At 70.4% G+C, this 18,460-nt stretch carries 16 protein-coding genes; 2 read left to right on the top strand and 14 right to left on the bottom strand.

Annotated features, from left to right (window positions below; all coding sequences use genetic code 11):
* Positions 1-136: 136 nt before the first annotated feature.
* Positions 137-427: a transcriptional regulator gene (locus JNB50_RS09820; protein ID WP_208039931.1), complete on the bottom strand. Its 291-nt coding sequence runs from the start codon at positions 425-427 to the stop codon at positions 137-139.
* A gap of 5 nt (positions 428-432) precedes the next feature.
* Positions 433-1,065 (bottom strand): hypothetical protein, encoded by a 633-nt coding sequence (locus tag JNB50_RS09815; protein WP_208039930.1) that lies wholly within the window; start codon positions 1,063-1,065, stop codon positions 433-435.
* Positions 1,066-1,140: 75 nt separating this feature from the next.
* Between JNB50_RS09815 and hrpA the strand changes: the two genes are divergently transcribed.
* A complete protein-coding gene (hrpA, locus tag JNB50_RS09810) occupies positions 1,141-4,998 on the top strand; it encodes an ATP-dependent RNA helicase HrpA (protein ID WP_208039929.1) in 3,858 nt (1,285 codons plus the stop codon).
* Positions 4,999-5,072: 74 nt separating this feature from the next.
* Here hrpA and JNB50_RS09805 read toward each other — a convergent pair whose 3' ends face one another.
* From JNB50_RS09805 to JNB50_RS09790, 4 genes are read right to left on the bottom strand one after another with little or no spacing between them, the layout of a single operon-like run.
* On the bottom strand, positions 5,073-5,867 hold the full coding sequence (locus tag JNB50_RS09805; RefSeq protein ID WP_208039928.1) for an SDR family oxidoreductase: 795 nt from the start codon (positions 5,865-5,867) through the stop codon (positions 5,073-5,075).
* Between the two features lie 53 nt (positions 5,868-5,920).
* Positions 5,921-6,673 (bottom strand): amino acid ABC transporter ATP-binding protein, encoded by a 753-nt coding sequence (locus JNB50_RS09800; RefSeq protein ID WP_208039957.1) that lies wholly within the window; start codon positions 6,671-6,673, stop codon positions 5,921-5,923.
* Positions 6,674-6,720: 47 nt separating this feature from the next.
* Entirely contained in the window at positions 6,721-7,707 is a 987-nt protein-coding gene (locus JNB50_RS09795; RefSeq protein ID WP_208039927.1) for an amino acid ABC transporter permease, read from the bottom strand.
* A gap of 4 nt (positions 7,708-7,711) precedes the next feature.
* Entirely contained in the window at positions 7,712-8,614 is a 903-nt protein-coding gene (locus tag JNB50_RS09790) for an ABC transporter substrate-binding protein (RefSeq protein ID WP_208039926.1), read from the bottom strand.
* A 219-nt stretch (positions 8,615-8,833) separates the two neighbouring features.
* Between JNB50_RS09790 and JNB50_RS09785 the strand changes: the two genes are divergently transcribed.
* Positions 8,834-9,343 (top strand): GNAT family N-acetyltransferase, encoded by a 510-nt coding sequence (locus JNB50_RS09785; protein WP_307794672.1) that lies wholly within the window; start codon positions 8,834-8,836, stop codon positions 9,341-9,343.
* An 85-nt stretch (positions 9,344-9,428) separates the two neighbouring features.
* Here the strand turns inward: JNB50_RS09785 and JNB50_RS09780 are convergent, their stop codons facing one another.
* The 8 genes from JNB50_RS09780 to JNB50_RS09745 all read right to left on the bottom strand — a co-directional run bounded on the left by JNB50_RS09780 (position 9,429) and on the right by JNB50_RS09745 (position 18,458).
* Positions 9,429-10,910 carry an aromatic amino acid ammonia-lyase gene (locus JNB50_RS09780; RefSeq protein WP_208039925.1) on the bottom strand — a complete coding sequence of 494 codons (1,482 nt, stop codon included), beginning with the start codon at positions 10,908-10,910 and terminating at the stop codon, positions 9,429-9,431.
* Between the two features lie 4 nt (positions 10,911-10,914).
* On the bottom strand, positions 10,915-12,216 hold the full coding sequence (locus JNB50_RS09775) for an NtaA/DmoA family FMN-dependent monooxygenase (RefSeq protein ID WP_208039924.1): 1,302 nt from the start codon (positions 12,214-12,216) through the stop codon (positions 10,915-10,917).
* A 21-nt stretch (positions 12,217-12,237) separates the two neighbouring features.
* On the bottom strand, positions 12,238-13,260 hold the full coding sequence (locus tag JNB50_RS09770; protein WP_208039923.1) for a PLP-dependent cysteine synthase family protein: 1,023 nt from the start codon (positions 13,258-13,260) through the stop codon (positions 12,238-12,240).
* A 70-nt stretch (positions 13,261-13,330) separates the two neighbouring features.
* The gene (locus JNB50_RS09765) at positions 13,331-14,443 is read right to left on the bottom strand and encodes an Lrp/AsnC family transcriptional regulator (protein WP_243768267.1); all 1,113 of its coding nucleotides are present in this window, start codon (positions 14,441-14,443) and stop codon (positions 13,331-13,333) included.
* A complete protein-coding gene (locus tag JNB50_RS09760; protein WP_208039922.1) occupies positions 14,365-15,288 on the bottom strand; it encodes an alpha/beta fold hydrolase in 924 nt (307 codons plus the stop codon). The genes JNB50_RS09765 and JNB50_RS09760 overlap by 79 nt, the downstream gene beginning before the upstream one ends.
* Before the next feature lie 34 nt (positions 15,289-15,322).
* On the bottom strand, positions 15,323-16,495 hold the full coding sequence (locus JNB50_RS09755; protein ID WP_208039921.1) for a Xaa-Pro peptidase family protein: 1,173 nt from the start codon (positions 16,493-16,495) through the stop codon (positions 15,323-15,325).
* 53 nt (positions 16,496-16,548) lie between these two features.
* Complete coding sequence (locus JNB50_RS09750; RefSeq protein WP_243768266.1) at positions 16,549-17,496, bottom strand: ABC transporter permease; 948 nt, start codon at positions 17,494-17,496, stop codon at positions 16,549-16,551.
* The gene (locus JNB50_RS09745) at positions 17,496-18,458 is read right to left on the bottom strand and encodes an ABC transporter permease (RefSeq protein WP_208039920.1); all 963 of its coding nucleotides are present in this window, start codon (positions 18,456-18,458) and stop codon (positions 17,496-17,498) included. The genes JNB50_RS09750 and JNB50_RS09745 overlap by 1 nt, the downstream gene beginning before the upstream one ends.
* Positions 18,459-18,460 lie beyond the last annotated feature (2 nt).

Below are 18,460 nucleotides of genomic sequence, written 5' to 3'. Positions count from 1 at the left end.
AACCTACGTCACCGCGCCACGCCCCGCAACGCCCCCGTTGGTGCGAGCATGTCCCCCATCGCGAGCCGTTCGCCGAGGGGCACGTTGTTGTCCCCTTCGACGCGCGAAAGGGACAACAGCGTGCCCCTCGGCGATCTCAGGCGCCGAGGATGCCGCGCAGGGTGGCCGTGTAGTCCTCGAAGGCGCGGCGGCCGGTGGTGGTGAGCGCGAGGTAGGTGACCGGCACCCGGCCGCGGTGCGCCTTCTCGACCTCCACGTAGCCGGCGTCCTCCAGCTTGCGGAGGTGCGTCGCCAGGTTGCCAGCGGTGAGGTCGAGCAGCTCCTGCAGCCGGGGGAACGACATACTGCCGCCGTCAGGGACCGTCGCCAGGGTGGCGGTGATCTTGAGGCGTGCCGCGGCGTGGATGACCGGGTCGAGTTCGTCCACGCCGGTCACCGCTGCGGCTTCGGGGCGCGGAGGGTGCCGAGGGTGCCGAGGGTGACGATCGCGCCGGCGCCGAAGACAACCCCGCCCGCGATCGCCATGAGCAGGAGGTTCGGCCCGAGGCCGAGGAACGGTGCGACCGATCCCACGACCAGCAGGGCGAGCCCGAGGCCGAGCTGGAGCCGGTCACCCCAGATCGCCGCGCCGGCGAGGTAGAGCGTTCCGCACATGAGCGCGTAGGCGCTCGGGAAGTAGATGCCGGCGAGCTCGCCCGGCATTCCCTGCGCGATCAGCCCGATTCCGACCAGCGCGAAGGCGACCGAGCACACCGACCAGGAGACCCCGTACACGGTGCCGGAGAACTGGGACTCCCCTCGCACACCGCGGCCGATGCGCGAACCGATCACGGCGGAGGCGACGATCGACCCGACGATGAGCACGGCGAACAGGACTCCGGCTGCGACCGGAAGGACGAGGCCGAGCTGCGCGAGGTAGAGGGCGAGGAAGCCGATCAGCCACGCCACCGCCCACACGGTGTACAGCCAGACGACGGGGATGCGATGACCTCGGTCGACGCGCCGCTGCTGACCGTCGATGAGGTCGAGCATCTCGCGCGCGTCTCCGGATACGTTCTCGTTCATATTTACTTTGTAACACAAAGTACTCTGCGTGCACAAGAGATTTGCGATGCCGTAGAAGGATAGACTGGAGGGCTCATGTCCGCATCGGTCGCCCTCCCCCGCATCGTCTTCCCTCCCGAGCTGCCCGTCAGCCAGAAGCGCGATGAGATCGCGCGCGCGATCCGCGACAACCAGGTCGTGATCGTCGCCGGCGAAACCGGCTCCGGCAAGACCACGCAGCTGCCGAAGATCTGTCTCGAGCTCGGCAGGGAGAACATCGGGCACACGCAGCCGCGTCGACTGGCCGCGCGCACGATCGCCGAGCGCATCGCCGAGGAGCTCGGGCAGAGCGTCGGCGACCTGGTCGGCTACCAGGTGCGGTTCACCGACCGGGTGTCGAAGGCGACCAGGATCAAGCTGATGACCGACGGCATCCTGCTCAACGAGATCCACCGCGACCGGCTGCTGCGAAAATACGACACGATCATCATCGACGAGGCGCACGAGCGCAGCCTCAACATCGACTTCCTGCTCGGCTACCTGCGCGAACTGCTGCCGAAGCGACCCGACCTCAAGGTGATCATCACCTCGGCCACCATCGACCCGGAGAGCTTCGCCGCGCACTTCGCCGCGGCGGACGGCACACCAGCGCCGATCGTCGAGGTCTCGGGCCGCACGTTCCCCGTCGAGATCCGCTACCGGCCACTCGTCGCGGAGGCGCTGGAGGCCGACGACGACGAGCCGGATCCGGTGCCCGCCGCCGACCGCGACTACCTGCAGGGCATCAACGACGCCCTCGACGAGCTCGCCAGGGAGGCCGCGGGCGACGTGCTCGTGTTCCTCTCGGGTGAGACCGAGATCCGCGATGCCGCCGACGCCATCCGCGGCCGCAATCTGCCGGGCACCGAAGTCCTGCCTCTCTACGGCCGGCTCTCGTCTGCGGAGCAGCATCGCGTCTTCCAGCCGTCCACAGTGCCGGGCGTGCGCCGCCGCGTCGTGCTCGCCACGAACGTCGCAGAGACCAGCCTGACCGTGCCGGGGATCAAGTACGTCGTCGACGCCGGTACCGCCCGCATCAGCCGCTACTCCACGCGCGCGAAGGTGCAGCGCCTCCCCATCGAGGCCATCTCGCAGGCCAGCGCCAACCAGCGGTCCGGTCGCTCCGGACGCACCAGCGACGGCATCGCCATCCGTCTCTACTCGCAGGAGGACTTCGAGAAGCGGCCCGAGTTCACCGAGCCCGAGATCCTGCGCACCAACCTGGCGGCGGTCATCCTGCAGATGATCTCGCTCGGGCTGGGCGACATCGCGGCCTTCCCCTTCCTGACGCCCCCGGACTCGCGGGGCATCAAGGACGGTCTGGATCTGCTGGCCGAGCTGGGCGCCATCACGACGAAGAACGGCGAGAACGCGCTGACGAAGGTCGGCCGCGCACTCGCCCAGCTCCCGATCGACCCGCGGTTCGCCCGCATGGTCGTCGAGTCGAAACGGCACAACACGTCGCGGGAGGTCATGGCCATCGTCGCGGGGCTCACCATCCAGGACGTGCGCGAGCGGCCGGTCGAGAAGCGCGGCAGCGCCGACGAGAAGCACGCCCGCTTCGTCGACCCGACCAGCGACTTCCTCACACTGCTCAACCTCTGGAACTACCTGGAAGAGCAGCAGCGCGAGCTCTCCTCCAGCGCGTTCCGGCGGCTGTGCAAGGCCGAATACCTGAACTTCCTGCGCGTGCGCGAGTGGCAGGACGTGTACCGGCAGCTGCGCCAGCTGGCCCGCCCGCTCGAACTGACACTCGGCGAGCCGTCGATCAACCCCGACGGCATCCACCGGTCGCTGCTCGCCGGGCTGCTGTCGCACATCGGGCTGAAAGACCTGCGCGAGAGCGGGAACAAGGGCTCCGCCCGCGGCCAGCGGCAGTCGGAGTACCTCGGCGCCCGGCAGACCCGGTTCGTGATCTTCCCCGGCTCTGCACTCGCCAAGAAGCAGCCGAACGCGATCATGTCCGCCGAGCTCGTGGAGACCTCCCGGCTCTTCGCGCGGATGAACGCGACCATCGACCCGGCGTGGGCCGAGCCGATCGCCGGCGACCTCTGCAAGCGCCAGTACAGCGAGCCGCACTGGGAGAAGAGCCAGGGCGCGGTCGTGGCCTACGAGCGCGTCACGCTGTATGGCGTACCGATCATCCCGCGGCGTCGCGTGCAGTACGCCCGCATCGACGCCGAGCTGTCGCGCGAGCTGTTCATCCGGCACGCGCTCGTCGACGGCGAGTGGGACTCGCGCCAGGCGTTCGACCGGGCCAACCGCAAACTCCTCGCCGAGCTGCGCGAGCTCGAGGAGCGCACCCGGCGGCGCGACCTCCTCAACGACGACGAGGCCGTCTTCGAGTTCTACGACGCCCGCATCCCGGCCGACGTGGTCTCGACGCGGTCGTTCGAGGGCTGGTGGAAGAAGGCCAGGAACGAGACGCCCGACCTCCTGACGATGACCCCGGAGTCCCTGCTCGAGGACGACGCGGCAGGGATCGACGAGGAGGCGTTCCCTCCCGTGTGGCGTCAGGGCGACCAGCGGCTCACGCTGCGGTACCGCTTCGAGCCGGGAGCGGAGGACGACGGGGTGACCGTGCAGGTGCCGCTCGCGCTGCTCGCCGGCCTCGTGCCCGACGGCTTCGACTGGCAGGTGCCCGGCCTGCGCCAGGAGCTCGTGACGGCGATGATCAAGTCGCTGCCGAAGGCGATCCGCCGCCAGGTGGTCCCCGCCGCCGACTGGGCCAAGCGCTTGCTCGGCGAGCTCGCGGGCGCTGCCGGCATGGAGGCCCACGACGGCCGCCGACCCGCGGCGTCACTCGCCGACACGCTCGCTGCGACCATCTCGCGGCAGACCGGATCGCGCGTCACCGGCGCCGACTTCGACCTCGACCGGCTGCCCGCCCACCTGCGGCCGACCTTCCAGGTGATCGGCGAGCGCGGGAGGCCGCTGGCGAGCGGCAAGGACCTCGCCGCACTTCAGGAGCGGCTGCGCTCGCGCGCCCGCGACTCGGTCGCGCGTGTGGCCGAGGCGCGCACCCCGGACGCGATCGAGCGCTCGGGGCTCACGACCTGGGACCTCGACGAGCTGCCCCGGCACCTCGACTCGACCCAGAAGGGCCCGAACGGGACGACCAACACCGTCCGCGCGTATCCGGCGCTCGTCGACGACGGTTCCAGCGTCAGCATCCGGCTGATGTCCACGCCGGCGGAGCAGGCGCGCGCGCTGCCAGGCGGGGTGCGCAGGCTGCTGCTCGCGAGCATCCCGTCGCCGGTGGCCTACGTGCAGCAGCACCTCACCGCGAACGAGAAGCTGACCCTCGCCGCGAGCCCCTATCCCAACACGAAGGCACTGTTCGACGACTGCCTGCTCGCCGTCGTCGACTCGGTGCTGTACCGGATGAAGCCCGACGGCCAGCTCTTCATGCGGGCGGAGTTCGAGGCGGTGCGCGACCGCGTGTCCGGCGTCGTCATGGACTCGATGTTCGAGACGGTCGCGCTGGTCACGCGCACCCTCACGGCGGCGCGGGCGGCCGAGAAGGCGATCGGCGGCACGACGTCGCTCGCGTACCTCCCGTCGCTGAACGACGCGAAGACGCAGCTGGCCGGCCTCGTCTACCCGGGGTTCGTGTCGGCGACGGGCCTGGAGCAGCTGAAGCACCTCCCCCGCTACCTGTCGGGCATCTCGCAGCGGATGCAGGCGCTGCCTACCAACCCGGGCCGCGACCGCGCCTGGCAGACCCAGGTGGAGACCGCGACCGCTCTCTACACGGAGGCCGGCGGCCGGATCCCGCCGGCGCCGCACGCGCCGGAGAACCTCGTGCACGCCCGCTGGATGCTGGAGGAGTTCCGCGTGTCGCTCTTCGCGCAGTCGCTCGGAACGGCCGAAACGGTCTCCCTCCAGCGCATCCGCAAAGTCCTCGGGGGCTGAGCAGCCATCGCTTCCTCACTTCCTCCCGCAACACGCCGGTCGGAGGCGGGAGGAAGTGAGGAAGCGATGGCTGCTCAGACGGGGAGGTGGAAGCCTCCGTTGGAGTGGAGGAGCTGGCCGTTCACCCAGCCGCCGGACACCGACAGCAGGAACGCGACCAGGTCTGCGGTGTCCTGAGGGCGGCCGAGGCGCCCCAGCGCGGTCTCGGCGGCGAGCGCTTCGGCGAGCTCCGGCGTCATCCAGCCGGTGTCGATCGGGCCCGGGTTGACCAGGTTCGCGGTGATCCCGAGGTGCGCGAGCTCGACGGCGGCGGCGATCACGATGCGGTCGAGCGCGCCCTTGCTGGCGCCGTACGGGAGGTTGTGGGCGGTGTGGTCGCTCGTCAGCGCGACGATGCGGCCCATGGCCGGCGCGCCGGGGTCCGACGGCTGCGCGAACTGCTCGGCGAACGCCTTGATCAGCAGCCAGGTGCCGCGGGTGTTCACCGCGAAGTGGGCGTCGAACGCCTCCACGCTGGTGTCGAGCAGCCCGCTGTCGACCGAGTGGGCGTGGCTGGCCACGAGCGCCCGGATCGGCCCGAGGCCGGCGCGCACCCGCTCGACGGCCAGCCGCGGCGACTCCGGATGCGAGAGGTCGACGGCCACCGGCAGGGCGCGGACGCCGAACGCGCGGAGCTCGTCGGCGAACTCCTCGTGCGCACGCTCCTGTGCACCCCACGGCATCGACGCGTCGTAGTCGTCCCAGAACGCGAACGCGACATCCCAGCCGAGGGAGGCCTGATTGCGGGCGATCGCCGCACCGATCGAGTTCGGGCGGCTCGCACCGGTGATGAAGACGACGGGACGGGAGGAGCGGGCGTCGTTGTCCATCCGACGATTGTGTCAGATGGACGCCGACGCCCGCTCCGTTGTCCTTCGCCCGGCTACAGCACCTTCGACAGGAAGGCCCTCGTGCGCTGGTGCTGCGGGTTCGCGAGCACCTCGCGCGGGTCGCCGGCCTCGACGACGACGCCGCCGTCCATGAAGACCAGCTCGTCCGCGACCTCGCGCGCGAAGCCCATCTCGTGGGTGACGACGACCATCGTCATGCCGGAGGCCGCCAGGCCCTTCATGACGTCGAGCACCTCGCCGACCAGCTCGGGGTCGAGCGCAGAGGTCGGCTCGTCGAACAGCATCAGCTTCGGGTCCATCGCGAGGGCGCGGGCGATCGCCACGCGCTGCTGCTGACCTCCGGAGAGCTGCGACGGATAGTGGTCGCCCTTGTCGGCCAGGCCCACCCGGGCGAGGAGCTCGTTGGCGCGCTCGACCGCTCGCGCCTTCGGGATGCCCTTCACCCGGATCGGCGCCTCGATGATGTTCTCGAGTGCCGTCATGTGCGGGAACAGGTTGAACCGCTGGAACACCATGCCGATCTCGCGCCGCTGGCGGGAGGCCTCCTTGGGCTTCAGCTCGTATAGCTTGTCGCCGTGCTGGCGATAGCCGACGACCTGGCCGTCGACCGAGAGCCGGCCGGCGTCCACCCGCTCCAGGTGGTTGATGCAGCGCAGGAAGGTGGACTTGCCCGAGCCGGACGGCCCGATGATGCAGAGCACCTCCCCCGGGCGCACCGAGAGCGAGATCGACTTGAGCACCTCGTTGGAGCCGAAGCTCTTCGAGACGCCCTCGGCGAGGACCATGGGCGTGACGCCAGCCTTCGCGCTCGAGTCGTAAGACGGAGCGTCGCTCATCCCTTGCCTCCCAGGTCGTTGCCGTCGGGTGCGCCGGCCGCGGGCAGCGCGCCCGTGGCGAGTGCCGGCTCCCTGTTCTCGGGCCGCCGCATGTTGACGCCGCGCGAGAACCGCTTCTCGAGGAAGTACTGCCCGACCATCAGGATCGAGGTGAACAGCAGGTACCAGAGCGAAGCGACGATCAACAGCGGGATCGGCGTGTACGTGACCGCGGAGATGTCGCGCGCGACACCGTAGAGGTCGGTGGTCAGCGGGATCGCCGCGACGAGCGAGGTGGTCTTCAGCATCGAGATGACCTCGTTGCCCGTCGGCGGGATGATCACGCGCATGGCCTGAGGGATGACGATGCGGGTCATCGTCTGCCACCACGACATGCCGAGGGCGGTCGCCGCCTCCTCCTGACCGGTGTCGACCGAGAGCAGGCCGGCGCGCACGATCTCGGCCATGTACGCGGCCTCGTTGAGCGCCAGGCCGACGATCGCGATGATGAACGCGTTCTGCATGAAGCCGAGGTCGAACGTCGCGCCGAGGTTCGTCCACGGCACGCCGAGGAAGATGTGCGGGTAGATCAGCGAGAAGAGGCCCCAGAACACCAACTGGACGTACACCGGGGTGCCGCGGAAGACCCAGAGGTAGAGCCACGCGACCGACTTGACGACGGGGTTCGGCGACAACCGCATGACGGCCAGGATCAGGCCGAGGATGACGCCGATGACCATCGAGTAGACCGTCAGTTGGAGGGTCACGAGCGCAGCAGCACTGATGCGCTTGTCGAAGACGTACTTGCCCACGTACTGCCAGCCGTAGGCGGACCGCTGCGACGCGTCCACGACGAACCAGACGGCCAGCAGGATGAGGACGATCGCGAACACGATGCGCCACGGATGGCGCAGCTTGATCGCTTTGATCGGCTCGGACGGCGGGGCGCCGGCCGGCGACGGGACGGATCCCGTCGCCGGACCGGCCGGGTTGCCCTGCGACATCAGGTCAGCCCTTCGCGGCCGCGTTGATGCTCGCCGTCGTGACCATTCCGTCGGCCACGCCCCACTTGTCGAGGATCTTCTTGTAAGTGCCGTCGTCGATCAGCGCCTGGATGGTCTTCTGCAGCACCGGCGTCAGGTCGGAGTTCTTGGCGACCGGGATACCGTAGGGCGCGACGTCGAACGTCTTGCCGGCCTCCTGCAGCTTGCCGCTCGACTTCGAGATCGCGTACAGCGTGACGGGCGAGTCGGCGCTGAGGGCGTCGGCCTTGCCGAGGATGACCGCGTTGGTCGCGTCGTCCTGGTTGTCGTAGCGCAGCGCCTGGATAGCCGGCTTGCCCGCGTCGGTGCAGGTCTTCGACTTGGCCGGGACCTCGTCGGTGTCCTCGTACGTCGTGGACTGCACGGCGACTTTGAGGCCGCAGGCGTTGTCGGGGTCGACCGTCTTGCCCTTGGCGGATGCCCAGAGGATGCCCGCGTTGTAGTAGTTGACGAAGTCGACCTGCTTCTCGCGCTCGACGGTGTCGGTGAAAGAAGACATTCCGAAGTCGTCCTTGCCGCCGGTGACGCTCGGGATGATGTTGTCGAACTTGGCGATCGCGTAGTTGATCTTGACACCGAGCTTCGCGCCGATGGCGTTGGTGAAGTCGACCTCCCAGCCGACGGGGTTGCCGTTGTCGTCCTTGTACTCGTTCGGCGGGTAGGTGTCGTCCATGCCGACGGTGAGGACACCGGCGGACTTGATCTTGGACGGCAGGCTGTTCGCCAGGGTGTCGTCCTTCTTCACGTCGAACGCGGCGCTCGACGCTGAGCCGTTCGACGAGGGGGTGGAGTTGTCGACACAACCGGAGAGCGCGAGCGCTGCGACGGCGACGAGGGCGGCCGCTGGGGCCACGGATCGGATGCGCATGATGGTAGTTGTCCTTCTTCCTGGTGCAAGGTGTGCAGGAGGGGTAAGGGGAGAATACCCCAGCCCAGATGCAATCTAGGCATACTAAATCGCGCGCAAAACGCCAGTTTTCCTGCAAGTTTCGCAGAGATTTCGTGTTTCTTTGCGCGGAATCCGTCGTTTGCGACGTCTGACGGCCTCGATTGCACGTGACACGACGCGCCGCGCTAGGGTCTGGTCGTGACCCAACCGCAATCCGGCCTGGCCGAATCGGCTCGCGTGGTCGTCACGCGCCCCGACGATCCGCTGGCCGCGCCGCTGGTCGACGAGCTCTCGCGCGAGTACGACGAGCGGTACGGCCTCAACGACGGCATCCCCTCCTCCGCGGAGCTGTCACGGTACCCGGCCGAGCGGTTCACCGAGGCGGAGGGCGGCACGTTCCTGCTGCTCGTTGACGCGTCGGGGACTGCGGTCGCTGGCGGGGCGTTCATGCGCGAGGACGACGCCACGGTCGAGGTCAAGCGGGTCTGGACGGACTCCGGCCACCGGCGCCAAGGGCTCGCGCGGCGCGTGATGGCCGAGCTGGAGGCCGAGGCAGCGCGTCGCGGCATCCGGACGATCGTGCTCACCACCGGGGCCCGCCAGCCGGAGGCGGTGGCGCTGTACCTCTCGCTCGGCTACTCGCCGTTGTTCGACCTCGACGACGACTGGGAGCGCGTCTCGTACCTCGGCTTCCGCAAAGACCTCTAGCGCGGGTCCTCGCGGGTCTCGAGATTCGTCACGAATGTCGCGATTCGTGCCACGAATGTCGACATTCGTGACGAATGTCGCGGGCTCAGGCGGTGAGGAGGTGGGAGGCCTCGGCGACGAGGGCGGCGGCGGAGCGGCCGTCGACGGGGTCGGCGAACGCTTCCGCGAGCGCGTCGGCCAGGCGGGCGGTGCCCGCGCCCGCCGGGCGGGCGTCCAGGACGCCGAGGAGGTCGGCCGCGTGCAGTGCCTCGATGGAGACCACCTCCGTCGTCCGGGCGACGGCACGCTGCAGGAGGCGGAGAGCGAGCGGCGCATAGGTCGCGTGGTCCTCCACCCCCGACAGCGTCGAGCTGCCGAGCGTCGCCGGCGGCGCCAGCTGCCGTACCTCGGCGACGGCGTCCGCGGCCGCATAGAGGAGGAGGCCGGGGATCCGCGTTCGGCCCTCCCTGCGCGCGGACGCGAGCGCGAGCGAGAGCGCCGCGGTGCGACGCTCGGACGCCTCTGCGACGTGGGCCAGCGCCAGGCGCAGGTTCTCCAGAGCCAGCGCCAGGGGCAGCGCTTGGAAGTTGCCGCCGGAGACGAGTCGGTCGCTCGGGAGGTCGACGACCGGGTTCTCCGAGCGCGCCGCGAGCTCGACCTCCAGCTCGGTGCGAAGCCGGGCCACCGCCTCGCGGAACGCGCCGTGGAGTTGCGGCGCTGTGCGGAACGCCAGCGGGTCCTGCACGCTCACGGCACGGTCGGGCGCGTGGAGGCCGCTCCCGTCGAGCGCGGCGCGGATCGCCTGTGCCGAGGCAGTCTGGCCCGCGCCGCCACGGGCGTCAGCCACCTCCCGCGAGTACGGGCTCAGGTTTCCGGCCGGCCCGGCCGCGCCGACCGCCTCCAGCGAGAGCGCAACGACCAGGTCGGCCGCCTCCGCCAGCTTCCGGGCGGCGACCGCCGCCAGTGCGCCGACGCCGACACTCAACGCGTTGGCACTCAGCGCGGCCAGGGCCTCGTGGGGCGCGAGCTCGATCGGCTCCAGGCCGGCCTCGGCGAGGGCCCGGGCCGCCGGAACCTCCGCGCCCGAGCGCAACACCGTCCCGGTGCCGGTGACGACGGCGGCGACCTCCGCGAGCGCGGTCAGGTCGGCCGCGCCGACAGAACCCCGCGAGGGGATCCACGGGGTCACACCGGCGTTGAGAAGGGCGACATACGCGTCCGCGAGCGCCGGACGGACGCCCGCGCCGCCGCGGGTGAACCCGGCGAGGCGGGTCGCAACCACCGCGCGAGCCTCCACCTCGGAGAGCGGTTCGCCGATGCCGCCGCGGTGGTTCGCGATCGTGCGGCGCTGGAACGCGGCCAGCTCGTCCGCCGACACGGCGTCGTCTCGCCCGGCACCCAATCGGCGGTTGAGCCCGTAGACCGGCTCCCCCGACTCGATCGCCCGTTCGACGACCGCACGGGAGGCGGAGATCCGCTCGCGCGCGTCCGCGTCGAGCGCGACGCGCGCGCCCTCCGCGATCGCGGCGATGTCGGAGACCGTGGGAAGCCGGTCGCCGAAGAGAACCTCACCCGTCGGAGCCGTCACGGCGTCAGAAGTCCGCCAGGTTGCGGCGGAGTCCGCCGTCGCCGAGCTCTGACCGCAGCACGCCGCGCCGGCGGAGGGCCGGCACCAGCGGGTCGAGCGTGCGGTGCACGTTCGCGGGATGCACCTGCCCGGTGAAGAGGAACCCGTCGCCGCCGACGGCCTCCCCCAGCTCGCCCAGGTGGTCGGCGACCTCGTCGGCCGTGCCGATGATCGCCAGGCCGTCCTTCTTGGCCCGGGTCTGCAGGATCTCGCGCAGCGTGGATCCGGCGGGAGCGGAGGACACGAAGTTGTCGAGGGTGCCGCGGTTGCTGTTCGTGGTGATCTCGGGAAGCGGCGCGTCCAGGTCGAAGGTCTTGAAGTCGACCCCGGTCAGGTAGCTGATCGACTGGAGCTGCTCGTCGATCGCCGCCTGCGTGAGCTCGGCGCGCGCCGCACGCACGCTCGCGGTCTCCTCGGCGTTCGCGGTCAGGATGGGCTGCACCACGAACAGCACCTTCACAGCGTCGGCGGCCCGGCCGTTCTCGACGGCGACGGCCCGGATGCTGTCGCGGTACTCGCGCATCCGCTCCGGTGTGGAGGCCAGCGCGAGCACCACGTCGGAGTTCTTGCCGGCGAAGTCGCGGCCGCGACCGGACGCACCCGCCTGGACCATCACCGGCTCTTCGGCGGGCGGCGCCAGGTTCAGCGGCCCGCGGACGCGGAAGAAGCGGCCCTCGTGGTCGATCGTATGCACCTTGCGGTAGTCGGCGAAGACGCCGCCGGCGATGTCCTCAACGACGGCGTCGGGCTCCCAGCTGCGCCAGAGCTTGCGGACGACCTCCACCCACTCGTCGGCCCTGTCGTAGCGGAGATCGTGCTCAACCTGCTTGTCGAGCCCGTAGTTCTGCGCGGCGAGGTCGGAGCCGCTGGTCACCACGTTGAAGCCGAGCCGGCCGCCCGCGAAGTGCTGGAGGGTGCTGAGCAGGCGTGCAGCGGTGAACGGCTCGTAGAAGCTCGCGCTGAGAGTCGGCACGATTCCGAGCCGGCTGGTCGCACCGAGCAGGTACGGGACGAGCGGGAGCGGGTCGTGCTTGGGGACGAACCGCGCGGCGGCCAGGTTCACTTCGGCCGACCCGCCGTACGTGTCCGGCACGGCCACGCCGTCCTCGATGATGAAGAGGTCGAAGCCGGCGCCCTCGAAAGCGCGCGCCGCGTCCTGGTAGAGGGGAGGCTGCCTCCAGTCGTAACCGATGCCGTACGTGGGGTCGCCCCAGCCCTGGACGCCGAAGCCCGCGCCGAGGAACCAGCCGAAGTGAAGGAGTGCCATGCGTTCTCTCTGCTGCGCGCGTCAGTCGACGCCGACGCCGGCGGCGGTCAGCCACTCGGCGTCGTACGCCTTGGTCAGGTAGTTCGTCCCGCCGTCCGGCGCGATCGCCACGATGATCGAGCCGGGGCGCGCCTCGCGGGCCACCCGCAGGGCGGCCGCAACGGCGAGTGCCGACGACGGGCCGAGCAGGAGGGCCTCCTCGGCGGCGAGCCGGCGGAGCGTTCGGTACACCACCCCATCCTCGACCGTGTGGACCTCGTCCACCACCCGCGGGTCGAACGTGTCCGGCCAGAAGTCGCGCGGCCAGGCGGTGCCGACGCCGTCGACGAGGATGCGGCCGGCCGCGCCGCCACCGTACGTCGACCCTGCCGGGTTCGCCCCGTGCACCTCCACGGCTCCCCCGCTGACCTCCTTGAGGTAGCGTCCGGTTCCGCTGACGGTGCCGCCGGTGCCGATGGCCGCGACGAAGTGGGTCACCTGCCCGGCGGTCTGGCGCCAGATCTCCGGCCCGGTGCCCCGGTAGTGCGCCTCGGGATTCGCGGCGTTCGCGAACTGGGCCGGTCGCCACGATCCCGGCGTCTCGGCCGCGATGCTGTCGGCGACCGCGCGCGGGTTGGCCGGGTCGTCGGGCCCGGCCTCCCAGTCGGCCTCGACCAGGCGGGCGCCGTAGGCGGCGAGCACCTTGCGCTTCTCGTCGGAGATGTCGGCGGCGTGCACGATGACGACGGGATGGCCGGTGAGCCGGCCGATGAGGGCCAGTCCGATTCCGGTGTTGCCGCTCGTCGCCTCCACGATGGTGCCGCCGGGGGCGAGAGCGCCCGCCACCTCGGCCGTGCGGATCATGTTGAGCGCGATGCGGTCCTTGGAGGAGCCTCCGGGATTGCGGCCCTCGAGCTTGACGAGCACCCGCGATTCCAGGCCGGCCGGCAGGGAGTGCAGTTCGACCACCGGGGTGTTGCCGATCAGCGCGGCCGCCGAGTCGCACACCTCGCCCAGCGGGAGCTTCCCTGGGGCGGAGGAGGGGATCAGGTCGAGCGCGGTCATGCAGGAACGATAGACGGGTCGGCTGCGAAGCGCACGGGCTGTGTCGACGTGTTACACCGTGGCAGGCGCGTCACGCACCGACGGCGTCCGGCTTCGCCGGGTAGCCGACCTGGGTGCGCCACCAGGGCGTCTCGACGAACCCGCGCTTGAGGTAGAGCAGCTCCATGGCGCCCGTCCAGCCTTCGACACCGTCGAGCAGGGCGAGCGTGCGCGAGATGAACTCGTTGAGCTCGGCCACCGACGGCGTGATCACCTCGCAGAACAGCGAGTTGTCGTCGAGGATCGCGGCGAGGTAGCGCACCGCCGGGTACTCCGACAGGGCCTGGGCCACGGACTGCAGCCGGTCGGGGGCGACGCGGACGAGCAGGAGCGTCTCCGCGCCCATCCCGAGCGCGGCGGCCGGCACCAGCGTGAGGATGTCGACGCAGCCCTTGCTGCGCAGCCGGTCGAACCGGCGTCGCACGCTCGATTCGTTCATCCCCATCCGGTCGCCGACCGTCTGGAAGGAGGCCCGGCCGTCGGAGCGCAGTTCGGCGAGGAGGCGCCGGTCCGCGTCGTCGAAGTGGGCCGGTTCGCACCACTCGGGGTCGACCAGCGAGGTCTTCTCGGCCTCCAGCGCCTCGGGGAGACGCATGGTCTCCGCGAACAGCTGACGGCTCCAGTCGTGCCGCACCTTGTAGACGTGCATGATGATGTCGCTGCGCCAGCGCCGGATGCCCGCGATCGACTGCAGCGACTGGATCAGCGTCGGGTAGTGCGCCGCTCCCCCGGACACCACCAGCTCGGCGATGATGTCGTACTGGCCGGTGACCAGGGTGAGGAAGCGGACGTCAGCGTGCGCGACGAGCGCAGCGGCCACGTCGAGCTGCGTGCCGGGGCGGCAGTTGAGCCGCACGAGGAAGGAGTCCACCTGCCCGGAGCTGCCGAGCGCTGGCACGACGGCGATGCGGACGATCCCGTCGGCGACCAGCTGTTGGCCGCGCCGGGCGACGGTCGCCGTCGAACTGCCCACCATGTCGGCGATGGCCGTCCAGCTGGCCCGGCCGTCGTGCTGCAGGGCGACGATGATCTTGCGGTCGAGCTCGTCGAGGGTGTCGAGCGCCTTCACTCGGCCGTGCCCGTGCGCGTGCCCGTGCGCGGAGGAGCCACCCGGTGCAGGAAGTTGCGAACCGTCGCCGTCCATTCCTCCGCCTCCTCGATCTGGGGCGAGTGCCCCGATTTCTCGAAGATCGCCAGCTCGGCGCCGGGGATCAGCGAGACGATCGTCTCGCTGCACGATACCGGTGTGATCCAGTCCGTGCGGCCGACCGTCACGAGTGTCGGCGCAGTGATGCCGGGGAGGACCGGCTTCAGGTCGTAGGAGGGCAGGTTCTTCGAGAAGGCGTAGTTGTGCGCCTCGTACCGGTACGGAGTGGCGGCCACCTTGCGTTCGACGGCCTCCGGATCGTAGACGAAGTCGTAGAGCGGCAGGATCTCGCGCCAGCAGTCGCGCAGGTCATCGTTGTCGCGCACACGGCCCTCGTCGATGCGGTCGAACTTGTCCATGTCGACCGTCACCCGGTCGGAGGCCAGGGCGTTGGTGCGCGAGAGTTCCGAGTGCGTGTTGTCCGCCGCGGTGTCGCGCAGCACCATCGCCCGCACCCGGTCCGGGTAGCGTGTCGCGTACTCCATCGACATGAAGCCGCCGTAGGAGCCGCCCGCCATGATGATCGTGTCGGCCCCGATCCACTCCCGCAGGCCGTCGATGTCCGCGGCCCACTGCTCGTGGCTGAACTCACCCGCGCCTTCGCTCTCGCCGGATCCCCTGGCATCGAAGACCACGACGCGGTACTCGTCGGCGAGCCGGCCGAAGCTGGCGCGCGGCTCCGCCCGCGACCCGAGACCCGGTGCGCCGTGGTGCGTGATGATCACGGGCGCGCCCTCCGGGCCGAGCACCTCGACGGCGAGCCGGTTGCCGTTGATCTCGACGAACTGGGCGGTGGTGGTCGCGGCGGCGAACTCGGGCGAGACGTCCTCGGTAGCGGTCACAGTGGGTGGGTCCTTTCTTCCGGTGCGGTGTGGTTCAGAGTGCGATCGTGCAGGAGTCGAGGTCGCGCGGGAAGGCGGTGAGCGGCCGCGAGCCGTCCGCCGTCACCAGCATGCTGTCGGAGATCCGGTAACCGGCGTGGCCGGGGATGTAGATGCCCGGCTCGTTCGACACGATCATCCCCGCCTCCAGCGGGGTGTCGTCGCCGTCCTCCAGCCACGGCGGCTCGTGCATGCCGAGGCCGATGCCGTGGCCCTGACGGTGGCGGAGGTACTCGCCGAGTCCGGCGTCGCGGATGACGTCGAGGCAGTTGCGGTTGGCGTTGCGGCACTCGCGGCCGGGCCGGATGGCGCGCCCGCCGATCTCCTGCGCGAGCCGGACGGCGTCGTGGTATCGCCGCTGCTCGGCGGTCGGCTCACCGAGCACGAAGGTGCGTTCTCCCTCCACGAACCGGCCGCCGACCGCGCAGCCGAGCGAGAGCATGAACGTGTCGCCCGGGCGCAGCCGGTAGCCGGACGGCAGCCCGTGCGGGTAAGCGGAGTTGGCGCCGGCGTAGACCAAGCCGCCCGCGAGCGGAGAGACGACGATCACGTCGTCGTGCTCCGCGTACATGGTCGCGACGCCGACTCCGCCGACGTGCGATGCCAGTTCGGCCTCGCTGGGCAGCTCGCTCCCGCCGGAGATCCGCTCGCGGATCAGTGCGACGCCGGCCTCCAGCATCAGGTCGGTGATGCGCGCCGCCTCGGCGTGGAGGGCGACCTCCTCGGGGAGCTTGACGAAGCGGGCGACGGTGACGATCGGGGTGGGGACGGCTTCGGTCACCGTCAGCTCGGAGAAGGCGGCGTGCTGCCGCTCCCACGTCATCCCCGTCGTGTATCCCACACGGCCGGCGGCACCGACGCGATCGGCGAGCGCCCGGAACGGCGGCAGTACGCCGGGGAACTCGGGGTACGAGACGATCTCGCCGCGGGCCTCCTGACGCTCGGCGTTCTCGCGCTCGAGCTCGGGAACCAGCAGCACGGCGCCGCCGTCGGCCCCGATCCAGACGGCGACCGGGCGCTCGCAGGGGTGGTGGAAGAAGCCGGTGAGGTAGGCGACGTCCTCGGGCGAGTCAGTGAGCAGGGCGTCCAGCTGCGCGGCGCGCAGGCGCTCACGGACGCGCTCCTGCAGCCGGTCGAGCACCTCGGCGCTCAGGCGGGTGGGGAACACGGGCCTCCTTCGGTCGGTTCTGCGGTCGGTGGAGCTTCGGGGGGCGGAGCCGGTCAGCGGCGCCGGGACTTGGGATTGCGGGCGTCGTTGTAGGCGATCGAGAGCAGCGTGGCCGAGAGCACCAGCAGCAGGATCGCGAGCGACGGGAACAGCGTCAGCCACCAGGCGCTCGACATCGCACCGGACTGCTGCGCCTCGTAGAGGATGCGGCCCCACGACCACACGTTCGGGTCGCCGAGGCCGAGGAAGGCGAGGCCGGCAGCCGAGAGCACGGCGCGGGAGGCCGTGACGACCACCGAGACCACGATCACCGGGGTGACGGCGGGCACGACGTGACGCACGATGATCCACAGCGGGGACGTCGTCATGAGCCGAGCGGCGTCGACGTAGGGCAGGCGCACCACGGTCAACGCCTGCGAGCGCACCAGCCGGGTGACCTCCGGCCACGAGAACGCGGCGACCACGAGGATGATCGTGGTCGTGCTGGGGCCGACCAGCGCCGCGATGAGGATCATCAGCGGGAGCACCGGCAGCGACAGCGTCAGGTCGACGACGACGCTGATGAAGCCGTCGAGCCGGCGGAAATAGGCGCCGACCACGGCGATGACGGTGCCGAGGACGATGGCGATCGCCGATGCCGCGACGGCCACCAGGATGCTCTGCTGCGAGCCCCAGACCACCTCGCCGAAGACGTCCCTGCCGAGGCTGTCGGTGCCGAACCAGTGCGGGAGGCCGGGCGGCGCGAGCACGTCCTCCCCGTAGCTCGGCGGGTAGGGCGCGATCAGCGGTGCGGCGATCGCGACGATCGTCAGGAGAATGAGGACGCCGAGGGCGAGCATGCCGAGCGGCTCTCGCCGGAACGCCCGCCAGGTCTGCGCGGCGGCCCTGCCGTTCTCGAGGGCGACGGGCTCCAGCCCGACGGACTCCTCCTCGATGACGGCGGGGTCGGCCTGGTCGGCGGTCGCCGCGTCCGAGTGGGTCACGGTGTTCGACTGCGACATCAGGCCTTCTTCACTCTCGGGTCGAGGAAACCGTAGACGGTGTCCGTGATCATGTTGGCGACCACGACGGTGATCGCGAGCATCAGGAACGCACCCTGCAGCACAGGGAAGTCGAGCTGGGTGACGGCCTCGTAGATCCCGCGGCCGATGCCCGGGTAGGCGAAGACCGTCTCGGTGAGCACGGCGCCGCCCACGAGGAAGCCCAGCTGGAGGCCGATGAGGGTGGTCGTGGGCAGGAGCGCGTTGCGCAGCGCGTGCTTCCAGAGCACGCGGCGGTACGGGAGGCCGTTGGCCTTCGCGAGGGTCGTGTAGTCCTCCCCTAGCGCGTCGATCAGCGTCGAGCGCATGGTCAGCACGTACGAGCCGAGCTGCACGAGCATGAGCGAGAGCGCGGGGAGGATGAGGTGCGTCGCGACGCTGCCGTACCAGGCGAGCCCGTAGGCGTCCTGGTCGTACGCGCCGCCGATCGGCAGCCAGCCGAGCATCAGGCCGAACACGAACAGCAGCAGGACGCCGATGCTCGGGACGAAGATCGACTGCCCGGTCACCCCGACGATCTGCACCAGCCTGTCCAGGAACCGGCCGCGGTGGGAGGCCGCCAGCACCCCGAGCGGGATGCCGACGGCCACCGTGGCCACGAGCGCGGTGCCCGTGAGCAGCAGCGTCCACGGGAGTCGTTGCATCAGCACGTCGAGCACAGGAATCGACTGCGTGAACGACACCCCCAGGTTGCCCTGGATGAGCTGCCACAGATAGATGCCGTACTGCACGATCAGCGGCTGATCGAGCCCGTACTGCTTCAGGAGGGCCGCCCGCGTGTCCTCGGTCATGTTCGGGCTGGCGACCGCCAGCGCCGGGTCTCCGGGAAGCAGCCGCAGCAGGAGGAACGTCACGGTCACGGCGAACCAGATCGTGAGGACTCCCCGGCCGAGCCGTGGAAGGAGGAACAGGAACCGGGACACGC

This window comes from Leifsonia sp. TF02-11, from assembly GCF_017565305.1.
Lineage (GTDB): Bacteria > Actinomycetota > Actinomycetes > Actinomycetales > Microbacteriaceae > Leifsonia.
This window is presented reverse-complemented; position numbering and strand designations above follow the sequence as displayed.